The sequence below is a fragment of the Pseudonocardia sp. genome (assembly GCF_035305885.1).
Lineage (GTDB): Bacteria > Actinomycetota > Actinomycetes > Mycobacteriales > Pseudonocardiaceae > Pseudonocardia.
Window position 1 is genome coordinate 1 of sequence record NZ_DATGOP010000096.1, and the last position, 8,745, is coordinate 8,745.

Here is an 8,745-nt window from a genome sequence, read left to right on the forward strand (position 1 = left end):
CAGCGTCGCCGAGCACATGCGCAAGGTCTCCGAGCAGCTGGGCAGCAACAGCCGGGCGCAGCTGGGCTATCTGGTCGCGACATCGGGCCTGCTGGACGACTGAGAGACGCCGAAGGGGCCTGCCCCGGACGGGCAAGCCCCTTCTGCCGCACTGTCGTACGCGTACGGGTCAGGCCAGACCCGGGCCCCGCACCGGAATGCTGGTGAACGTCGGCGCCGGGGCGGGCTCGGTGAAGAAGTCGTTGCCCTTGTCGTCGACGACGATGAACGCGGGGAAGTCCTCGACCTCGATCCGCCAGACCGCCTCCATGCCGAGCTCCGGGTACTCGAGGACCTCGACCTTGCGGATGCAGTCCTGGGCCAGCCGGGCGGCGGGGCCGCCGATCGAGCCGAGGTAGAACCCGCCGTGCTTGGCGCAGGAGTCGGTGACCTGCTTCGACCGGTTGCCCTTGGCGAGCATCACGAGCGAGCCGCCCGCGGCCTGGAACTGCTCGACGTAGGAGTCCATCCGGCCCGCGGTGGTCGGGCCGAAGGAGCCGGAGGCGTAGCCCTCGGGCGTCTTCGCCGGGCCCGCGTAGTAGACCGGGTGGTCGCGCATGTACTGCGGCATCGGTTCGCCCGCCTCCAGCCGCTCGGCGATCTTGGCGTGGGCGATGTCGCGGGCCACCACGAGCGGGCCGGTGAGCGAGACGCGCGTCTTGACCGGCAGCGTCGACAGCTGGGCGCGGATCTCGTCCATCGGCCGGTTCAGGTCGACGTGCACGACCTCGTCGGACAGGTCCTCGGCCGTGGTGTCGGGCAGGAAGCGGGCCGGGTCGCGCTCGAGCTGCTCGAGGAACACGCCCTCGGGCGTGATCTTGGCCTTGGCCTGGCGGTCGGCCGAGCAGGACACCGCGATGCCCACCGGGAGCGAGGCGCCGTGGCGGGGGAGGCGGATCACCCGCACGTCGTGGCAGAAGTACTTGCCGCCGAACTGCGCGCCGATGCCGAAGCCGCGGGTCAGCTCGAGCACCTGCTGCTCCAGGTCGAGGTCGCGGAAGGCGTGGCCCAGCTCCGAGCCCGCGGTGGGCAGGTTGTCCAGGTAGCGGGCGGAGGCGAGCTTGGCGACCTTGAGCGTGTACTCGGCCGACATGCCGCCCACCACCACCGCCAGGTGGTACGGCGGGCAGGCGGCCGTGCCCAGCGAGCGGAGCTTCTCGTCGAGGAACGCGGCGAGCTTCCTCGGGTTCAGCAGCGCCTTCGTCTCCTGGTAGAGGAAGGTCTTGTTCGCCGAGCCGCCGCCCTTGGCCATCACCAGGAACTCGTACTTCGGCGCCTGCCCCGGCGCGGTGTACAGCTCGATCTGGGCGGGCAGGTTCGTGCCGGTGTTCTTCTCGTCCCAGAACGACAGCGGCGCCATCTGCGAATAGCGCAGGTTGAGCTCGTCGTAGGCCTCGTACACGCCCCGCGAGATCGCGCGCTCGTCGTCGCCGCCGGTCAGCACGGTCTCGGTGCGCTTGCCGATGACGATCGCGGTGCCGGTGTCCTGGCACATCGGCAGCACCCCGCCCGCCGACACGCAGGCGTTGCGCAGGAGGTCGGTGGCCACGAAGCGGTCGTTGGGCGAGGCCTCGGGGTCGTCGATGATCGCGCGCAGCTGCGCGAGGTGCGACGGCCGCAGCATGTGCTGGATGTCGCGCACCGACTCGCGCACGAGCGCGGTGATCGTGGCGGGGTCGATCTCGAGGAAGGTGCGGCCCGCCGCCTCGACGACCCGGCCGGGAGGCAGGTCGAGGAGCCGGTACTCGGTGTCGTCCGGGCCGATGGGCAGCACGTCGGTGTGGTGGAAACCGGGCACCTGGAGAAACTAACCGGGAAATGGTCGGGAGGCCGGACCGGCCCCCGACCAGTCCGACCTCCCGTGGTACGCGCGCCCGGACGGGCCGGCCGCGCGAAGCCCCGGTGGGAGAGGTTCTCCCGTGAGCGGGCTCACGTCAACTTCTGGGCAGCATCGACGACTTCTGTTCCGTGAACAACTTCTGTTCAGCGGCCGGTCGCGGCCCGTAGGGTCGTCGACATGCCTGGCTCGATTCTCGGTACCTCCGTCCGACGCGTCGAGGACCGCGACCTCATCACCGGCGCAAGCACCTACGTCGGCAACCTCGACCTCGAAGGCGTCCTGCACCTGGCCTTCGTACGCTCCCCGCTCGCGCACGCCGTGATCACCGGGATCGACACCTCCGCGGCGAAGGCGGCCCCGGGAGTCGTCGCCGTCTACACCGCCGCCGACCTCGACCTGCCCGCCCACGGCGGCCTGTTCGTCGTCAACCCCGACATCCTGCGACCGCCGCTCGCCACCGACCGGGTCCGCTTCGTGGGTGAGGCGATCGCCGTGGTCGTCGCCGAGACGAAGGCCGCCGCCGTCGACGCCGCGGAGCTGGTGGAGGTCGACTACGACCCGCTGCCCGCCGTCGTGGACATGGAGGCCGCGCTCGAGCCGGACGCCGAACCGCAGTTCCCCGAGCTGGGCACCAACCTGGCCAAGGGCGAGCGCGCGCCCGAGGAGGACGTGCTCTCCGACGCCGACGTGGTCGTGCGGGCGCGCCTGGTCAACCAGCGCCTCGCCGTGATGCCCATGGAGGGCAACGCGATCGCCGTGCTCCCCGGCGGCTACGACGGCGCCGACCACGACCTCACGATCTGGGTGTCCACCCAGATGCCGCACGGCTTCCGCGCCCAGGCGGCCGCCCTGTTCGGGCTGGAGCCGGAGCGGGTCCGCGTGATCGCGCCCCACGTCGGCGGCGGGTTCGGTGGCAAGGCGGGCATGATCGCCGAGCACACGACGGCCGTCGGGGTGGCCAGGGCGCTGGGCCGCCCCGTGACCTGGGTGGAGACCCGGTCGGAGAACCTCGTGTCGATGCCGCACGGGCGCGGGCAGGTCGGCTACTACGAGCTCGGCCTCACCCGCGACGGCGTGATCACCGGCCTGCGGGCCCGCGTCGTGGGCGACAGCGGCGCGTACGCCGGGTTCGGCGGCGGGCTGATCTTCATGTCGACGCACACGATGGCCACCGGCGTGTACCGGATCCCGAAGCTCGCGTTCGACGGGGCGGTCGCGCTCACCAACACCACGCCGATGGGCGCCTTCCGCGGCGCGGGCCGTCCGGAGGCCACGGCGCACATCGAGCGGATGATGGACATCGCCGCGGCTGAGCTGGGTATCGACCCGGTCGAGATCCGCCGGCGCAACTTCATCCAGCCCGACCAGTTCCCGTACCAGACCCCGTCCGGGGTGCGCTACGACATCGGCGACTACGACCTGCCGCTGCGCGAGGCGCTCCGCCTGGTCGACTACGAGAAGCTGCGGGAGGAGCAGGCCGCCCGGCGCGAGGCGGGCGACCCGGTGCAGATCGGGATCGGCGTCAGCGTGTACGTCGAGATCACCGCGGGCGCGGGCGACGAGTACGGCTCGGTCACCGTGCACCCCGACGGTTCGGCCACCGTCTCGGCGGGCACCTCCGCCCACGGCCAGGGCCACGCCACCGCGTTCGCCATGGTCGCGAGCGACCGGCTCGGCATCCCGATCGAGAAGATCAAGTTCGTGCAGTCCGACACCGCCACGGTGCCGCGGGGCGGCGGCACGGGCGGGTCGCGGTCGCTGCAGATGGCGGGCAACGCGGTGCGGGCCGCGGCCGACGACGTGCTGGAGCAGGGCCGCAAGCGCGCCGCCGCGCTGCTGGAGGCGTCGGTCGACGACGTGCAGCTCACCGAGGACGGCACCTTCGGCGTGCGGGGCGTCCCGACGGCCACGGTCACCTGGGCGCAGGTCGCGAGCAGCGCCGAGTCCGAGGGCGAGCGGATCTTCGCGGGCCTGGACTTCCACCAGGACAGCGCCACGTTCCCGTTCGGGGCGCACGTGGCCGTCGTGGAGGTCGACACCGAGACCGGCCGGGTCACGCCGCGCCGCCACGTCGCCGTGGACGACTGCGGGCGGGTGCTCAACCCGCTGATCGTCGAGGGCCAGCAGCACGGCGGGCTGGCGCAGGGGATCGCCCAGGCGCTCTACGAGGAGGTCGTCTACGACCCCGACGGCCAGCCGCTCACCGGCACACTCGCCGACTACCGGATGCCGAGCGCGGCGGACCTCATGACCTTCGAGACCGCCAACACCGAGACGCCCACCCCGCTCAACCCGCTCGGGGCCAAGGGCATCGGCGAGTCGGCGACGGTGGGCTCCACCCCGGCGGTGCAGAACGCCGTGGTCGACGCGCTCAGCGTGTTCGGGGTGCGCCACGTCGACCTGCCGTGCACACCGGAGCGGGTGTGGCGGGCGATCCAGGACGCGAAGGCGGGGAAGACGCCCGACCTGTGGCGCGAGCCGCCTGCCGTCTTCACGACGCTCCCGGTCCGCTCCGAGGGCGGCACCGCCGCCGACGAGGGCACCATCTGACAGCTGCACCCAGACCGCGACTCGTCGACCTCGGCGAGTCGCGGTCTGGGTGCGGGCGAGTCGCGGGTTGGGTGTGGGCGAGTCGCGGGCTGGGTGCGTCAGCGGCGGAGCATGCCGCACAAGAACAGCGGGCCGCAGCGGACGTCGACGTCGTACGTGCGGGCGAAGGTGAGCCGGCCGTCGTCGCCGATGCCGAACACGGAGAACCCGGCGGCCACCTCCCGCACGTCGTCGCCGACCCGCTCCGCGAGCGGCGCGGCCGCGGCCGTGACCAGCATCGTCCCGCTCGGGTGGATGGCGAAGGTACGGGCGTGGAAGGCGTCGATGCCGACCGTCTGGGCCAGGGTCGGCTCGCCGGTGTCGGGGTCGAGCGCGAAGACGGCGACGGTGTTCTCCCCCTCGCCGTGCACGGCCCGCCCGCGGGAGGGCACCGTGCCGTCGGAGCGGTTGACCAGGTAGAGGTGCCTCCCGCTCGGGTGGACGTGGACCGGGCCGAGGTACTGCTGCGGCGCCCGCAGGTCGGGCCGGGCCGCGGTCGGCGCGCTGTGCAGCGGTTCCGGGGTGATCCCGCCGTCGCGCACGCCGTGGGTGAGGACCTGGTTGCCGCGCTCGAGGGAGACGTACACGAAGGGCTTCGTCGGGTGGAAGTCGACGTGGCGCGGCCCGAAGTCGCGCCCGTCGCCGACGGTGATCGACCTGCGGTGGGACAGGCGACCGTCGCGGAAGCGGAACACGACGAGCGCGCCCGGCGCCCCGGGTTCGGTGGCGGTGGCGTCGCTGCCCCGGGCGCAGACCACGACGGCGTCACCGGCGGGCGTGGTGCGCACCTGGTGGGCGTAGTTCCCGACGTCGACCGGCCCCGGCTGCTCGACGCGCTCGCCGATCGCGCCGTCGGCCTCCAGCGCGTGCACGACCAGCGCCGAGGGCTGGTTGGAGGCGACCAGGAGGAACCGCCCGGCCGGGTCGACGCTGAGGTGGATCGGCCGGTGGGGCAGGTCGAGGGGCCGGTGCAGCTCGGTCAGGCGCCCGGTGGCGGGCTCGATCCGGTAGCAGGCGACGCCGTGGTGGTCATCGGCGGTGGAGCGGTTGCTGTAGGCCGCGTACAGCACCGGCAGCACCGGGTGCGCCCACGCGTACTGCACGTGCTCGGGCGCGCGGAGCCCACCCTCGCGGACGAGCGTCAGCGCGTCGGCGTCCGCGGCGTACCAGAACAGGTCGGCGCCGACGGCGGCGTGGCACACGGCGCGGGCGGGTCCGGGCAGGTCCATCCCCGCAGCCTCGCGCACCGCGGGGCCGCGCCGTCACCCGTTGGGGTGATCTCGAACGAGGTGTGCCCGTTCGTCTTGTTCGCCGAATCGATGACGCAGGTCGGAACCAGGGTGGGTCCGCCCCCCGATCGTGTGCGACGCGCCGGATTGGACGACACTTCCCGCCGTGACGACCGGTGAGGTGAGCGAATGAGGCTGGCGACGATCCGCACGGCGACCGGCAATCGCGCGGTGCGGGTGGACGCGGACGCGGCGGTGGAGACGGGGGAGCGCGACGTCCGCGCGCTGCTGGAGCGACCCGACTGGGCCGACCACGCCGCTGCGGCGGACGGGCCGGCGCATCCCCTCGACGGGCTGGACTACGCGCCGCTGGTGCCGTCGCCGGAGAAGATCATCTGCGTCGGTCTGAACTACCGCGACCACGTCCAGGAGATGGGCAACCAGCTGCCCGAGTACCCGACGGTGTTCGCGAAGTTCCCGCCCGCGCTCGTCGGCGCCTACGACGACATCGTGCTGCCGCGCGCGTCGAAGGCGGTCGACTGGGAGGTCGAGCTGACCGTCGTGATCGGCCGCCCGGTCCGCCACGCCACGCCCCGGGAGGCGGAGGAGGCGATCGCCGGCTACACCGTGCTCAACGACGTGAGCGTGCGCGACTTCCAGCGCCGCACGTCGCAGTTCCTGCAGGGCAAGACGTTCGAGCGCACGACCCCGCTCGGCCCGTGGCTGGTGACGCCCGACGAGCTGCCCGACGGCGGGTGGGAGGTCTGCACCGTCGTCGACGGGGAGACGATGCAGCGCTCGTCCACCGCGGAGCTGGTGTTCTCGCCGGTGGACCTCGTCGTCTACCTGTCCGCGATCGTGACGCTGAACCCCGGCGACGTGATCGCCACCGGCACGCCCGGCGGCGTCGGCCACGCCCGCAAGCCCCCGCGCTATCTCACCGACGGCACGCAGCTGGTCACCCGCATCGACGGCATCGGCGAGTGCCGCAACACCTGCCGCCTGGAGGCCGCGCCGTGAAACGGCGGCCGACGGCCGTCCCCGGCCCCCGCTCCCTCGACCACACCCTGGCCTGGGCATTCGACGGCGCCGCCCACCTGCGCGGGCTGATGACCCGGATGGGCGACGACGCGTTCGCGGCGCCGTCCCTGCTGCCGGGGTGGAGCCGGGCCCACGTGCTGACGCACGTCGCGCGCAACGCCGACGCCATGATCAACCTGCTGCGGTGGGCGAGGACCGGGGTGCGCACCCCCGCGTACGCGAGCCGCGAGCAACGCGACGCCGACATCGAGGTGGGCGCGCGCCGGCCGCCCGCGGAGATCCGCGCGGACGTGGTGGAGTCCTCCGACCGCCTGGCCAGGGAGGTGCGGGCCATGCCGGAGTCGGCGTGGTCGGCGCGCGTGGAGAACGCGCAGGGCAAGGAGCTGCCGGCGTCCGACATCCCCTGGTTGCGGGCCCGCGAGATGTGGATCCACGCGGTGGACCTGGACGTGGGCGCCTCGTTCGCCGACATGCCGGCCCCCATGCTGGCGGCGCTGCTCACCGACGTCGCCGCCAGCATGGGGGAGAAGCCGGACTGCCCCGCCCTGCGGCTCACCACCCCGGACGGCGCGGTCTGGACGGTCGGCGAGCAGGACGGGGCGGTGACGATCACCGGCCCGGCGCACGAGCTCGCGGCGTGGCTGCTCGGCCGCAGCAAGGGGCGCGAGCTGCGCAGCTCGGCGGGCCGGAAGCTGCCGGAGCTGCCCCGCTGGCTCTGAGGGCCGGCTTCGGTGTTCACGGTGCGGCCGGGTCCGTGGGAGGCTGCAGGTCGTGCCGACGCCGCGACCAGCCCCGGACTTCGCCGCCGTCCGCGCCGAGTTCGCGCTGCCCGAGGCGTTCCCGGCCGAGGTGCTGGCCGAAGTGGCGCGGGCCGCGGCGGTCCGGCCCGGCCCGGGCCCTGGGCGGCGCGACGCCACGGACGTCGAGCTGGTGACGATCGACCCGCCCGGGTCGAAGGACCTCGACCAGGCGGTGGGCGTGGTCCGGCGCGGGTCCGGCTTCCGCGTGCACTACGCGATCGCCGACCTCGGTGCGGTGGTCGTGCCCGGCGGGGCCCTCGACGCAGAGGTGCGGCGGCGGGGCCAGACGATCTACCTGCCCGACGGCCCGGTGCCGCTGCACCCGCCCGCGCTGTCCGAGGACGCGGCGAGCCTGCTGCCGGACGGGCCGCGGGCGGCGGTGCTGTGGACGTTCGACCTGGACGACGCGGGCGAGCAGGTGGCGGTGTCGGTGGAGCGGGCGGTGGTGCGCTCGCGCGCCCGGCTGGACTACGCGGGCGTGCAGGCCGACATCGCCGCGGGCCGCGTCCACCCCGCGCTCTCCGGCCTCCCCGAGCTGGGGCCGCTGCGGCGGGCGCACGCCGTGCGGCGCGGGGCGATCGAGCTGGAGCTGCCCGAGCAGGAGGTGGTGCCGGACGGCTCCGGCGGCTGGACGGTGCGGGTCCGCCGCCGGCTCGACGTCGAGTCGTGGAACGCGGAGATCTCGCTGCTCACCGGCATGGCGGCGGCGCAGATCATGCTCGAGGCGGGCGTCGGCCTGCTGCGCACGCTGCCCGCGCCCGACGAGGAGGCGCTCGCCGCGTTCCGGCGCACGGCGCGCGAGCTGGGCTTCGGGTGGCCCGAGAACGCGCCCGTGGCCGAGGCGCTCGCCGCGCTGCCCGCGGACACCCCGACCGCGCTCGCGGTTCGCCGCGCGGCCACCGCGCTGCTGCGGGGCGCCGGGTACCACGCGTTCGACCGCCAGGCGGGCACCGAACCGCCCGCGGATACGGGCCACGGCGGGATCGGGGCGCCCTACACGCACGTGACGGCGCCGCTGCGCCGGTTGGCCGACCGGTTCGGCACCGAGGTGTGCCTCGCGGTCACCGCGGGGGCCGAGCTGCCCGACTGGCTGCGCGCGGCCCTGCCGACGCTGCCGGAGCTGATGGACGACTCCGACGCGCTGGCCTCGCGGGTCGACCGGGCCTGCCTGGACCGCACCGAGGCCGCCCTGCTGCGGGAGAGCGTC

The 8,745-nt window shown here is 74.0% G+C and carries 6 protein-coding genes; 4 read left to right on the top strand and 2 right to left on the bottom strand.

Features of this window, described 5'->3' with window-relative positions:
- Positions 1-169: 169 nt before the first annotated feature.
- Positions 170-1,837 (bottom strand): fumarate hydratase, encoded by a 1,668-nt coding sequence (locus VKZ81_RS20415; RefSeq protein WP_324243220.1) that lies wholly within the window; start codon positions 1,835-1,837, stop codon positions 170-172.
- A 219-nt stretch (positions 1,838-2,056) separates the two neighbouring features.
- On the opposite strand from VKZ81_RS20415, the gene VKZ81_RS20420 reads away from it, so the two are divergent.
- Positions 2,057-4,429, top strand: a complete 2,373-nt coding sequence (locus VKZ81_RS20420) for a xanthine dehydrogenase family protein molybdopterin-binding subunit (RefSeq protein ID WP_324243221.1) — start codon at positions 2,057-2,059, stop codon at positions 4,427-4,429.
- Positions 4,430-4,527: 98 nt separating this feature from the next.
- Here VKZ81_RS20420 and VKZ81_RS20425 read toward each other — a convergent pair whose 3' ends face one another.
- A complete protein-coding gene (locus VKZ81_RS20425) occupies positions 4,528-5,697 on the bottom strand; it encodes a lactonase family protein (RefSeq protein ID WP_324243222.1) in 1,170 nt (389 codons plus the stop codon).
- 189 nt (positions 5,698-5,886) lie between these two features.
- Here VKZ81_RS20425 and VKZ81_RS20430 point away from each other — a divergent pair, with 189 nt between their 5' ends.
- From VKZ81_RS20430 to VKZ81_RS20440, 3 genes are all read left to right on the top strand, one after another.
- Positions 5,887-6,717: a fumarylacetoacetate hydrolase family protein gene (locus VKZ81_RS20430; RefSeq protein ID WP_324243223.1), complete on the top strand. Its 831-nt coding sequence runs from the start codon at positions 5,887-5,889 to the stop codon at positions 6,715-6,717.
- Positions 6,714-7,457 (top strand): maleylpyruvate isomerase family mycothiol-dependent enzyme, encoded by a 744-nt coding sequence (locus VKZ81_RS20435; protein WP_324243224.1) that lies wholly within the window; start codon positions 6,714-6,716, stop codon positions 7,455-7,457. Before VKZ81_RS20430 ends, VKZ81_RS20435 begins: the two co-directional genes overlap by 4 nt.
- Before the next feature lie 52 nt (positions 7,458-7,509).
- Positions 7,510-8,745, top strand: a 1,236-nt coding sequence (locus VKZ81_RS20440; protein WP_324243225.1) for a ribonuclease catalytic domain-containing protein, incomplete at its 3' end; no start/stop codon positions are given.